General features: G+C 70.4%; 1 protein-coding gene and 1 tRNA gene. One reads left to right on the top strand and one right to left on the bottom strand.

What is annotated here, in order from left to right:
- Positions 1–241: 241 nt before the first annotated feature.
- The gene (locus CCN44_RS41525; RefSeq protein WP_414820558.1) at positions 242–1,060 is read left to right on the top strand and encodes a dimethylarginine dimethylaminohydrolase family protein; all 819 of its coding nucleotides are present in this window, start codon (positions 242–244) and stop codon (positions 1,058–1,060) included.
- A 170-nt stretch (positions 1,061–1,230) separates the two neighbouring features.
- Here CCN44_RS41525 and CCN44_RS41520 read toward each other — a convergent pair.
- Positions 1,231–1,314: transfer RNA gene (locus CCN44_RS41520), tRNA-Leu, on the bottom strand.
- Positions 1,315–1,431 lie beyond the last annotated feature (117 nt).

Raw genomic sequence — 1,431 nt, 5'->3', positions numbered from 1 at the left:
ACCGGTGCGGGGGCGGCGGAGTCCATCGCGTCCGCCGCCCCCGCACCGGTTCCGGTCACACCGACCGCCTCCCCGCCCTGCCCGCACGCCGTCGAACGGGCGCCGGTACGAACATCAACTCGGAGAGACCGTACAACCGGTGGCCGAAACCCGTCAGACCCTGTGGAAAACTCCGGCCCCCGGCAGAGACCGGTGTGGCGATTCCCCGCTGCGGGTACGGTGGTTGACGACCGGGGGGAACGTGAAGTCATTGAACACAGAACTGCTGATGTGCGATGCCGAGAACTTCCGCATCGACTACGTCATCAACCCGTACATGCACACCGGCCGTCAGCCGGACCGACTCGCGGTCCTCGCCGAGCACGAGGCCATCGCCAAGGCGCACGCCGCGGCCGGCCGCACCGTCCGGTTCATGAAGTCGGCCCCCGAGTGCCCCGACATGGTCTACACGGCCAACGGCGCCCTCGTGGCCGGCGGCCGTGCGGTCCTCGGCGCCCCGCCCGCACCCCGCCGCCCCGAAATACCGTATTTCCGCGCCTGGTTGACCGCGTACGGCCTGGAGGTGCACGACGCCCCGTACGCGTTCAGCGGCCAGGGCGACGCCCTGGTGTGCGGGCCGCTCCTGCTGGCCGGCCACGGGCAGCGCACGGACCGTCGTATGCACGCCGTCCTGGCCGACCTGTTCGGCCACGAGATCGTGCCGCTGCGCACGGCGGGCGAGCAGTGGTACGACCTGGACCTGGCCGTGGGGGTGATCGACGCGCGCACGGTGGCGTACTGCCCGCAGGCCCTGGAGCCGGAGAGCGCGGCGCGGCTGCACGGCCTCGGACTGGACCTGATCGAGGTGTCGCTGGAGGAAGCCGCGGGCTTCGCGCTCAACCTGGTGAGTGACGGCACGACGGTGACGATGACCGCCGGCGCCCCCCGCTTCGCCACCGCGCTGCGGGAACGCGGCCTGGACGTGGTCGAGCTGGACACGACGGAACTGCGCAAGGGCGGCGGGGGCGTGCGCTGCACGGCGCTCACGCTCGACCACCCGGCCCCGGGCACCCGCGGCTGATCCGGACACCGACCACCGCCTGAGAGCTTCCTCACACCCGGCCCGGCGCAGCCGTCCCCACGACTACCCACGACACGGCTGTGCCGTACGGCACGTGTGACATACACGACTCACGCGTGGCATATACGACCAAGGGCCCATCGTTTTCACGATGGGCCCTTGGCCTTCTGTGCGCGAGGGGGGAGTTGAACCCCCACGCCCTTGCGGGCACTGGAACCTGAATCCAGCGCGTCTGCCTATTCCGCCACCCGCGCATTGGGTGTGTCTTCCGGTTCCTTCCCTTTCGGGCTGGCCCCTTCCGACACCCAGAACATTAGCACGTCGTACGGGGTGGATTCACATCGCTTCCCGTCCGCCCCCCGCCCCCAACC

Source organism: Streptomyces tricolor (assembly GCF_002155905.1).
In the GTDB taxonomy this organism is placed as follows: domain Bacteria; phylum Actinomycetota; class Actinomycetes; order Streptomycetales; family Streptomycetaceae; genus Streptomyces; species Streptomyces tricolor.
This window is presented reverse-complemented; position numbering and strand designations above follow the sequence as displayed.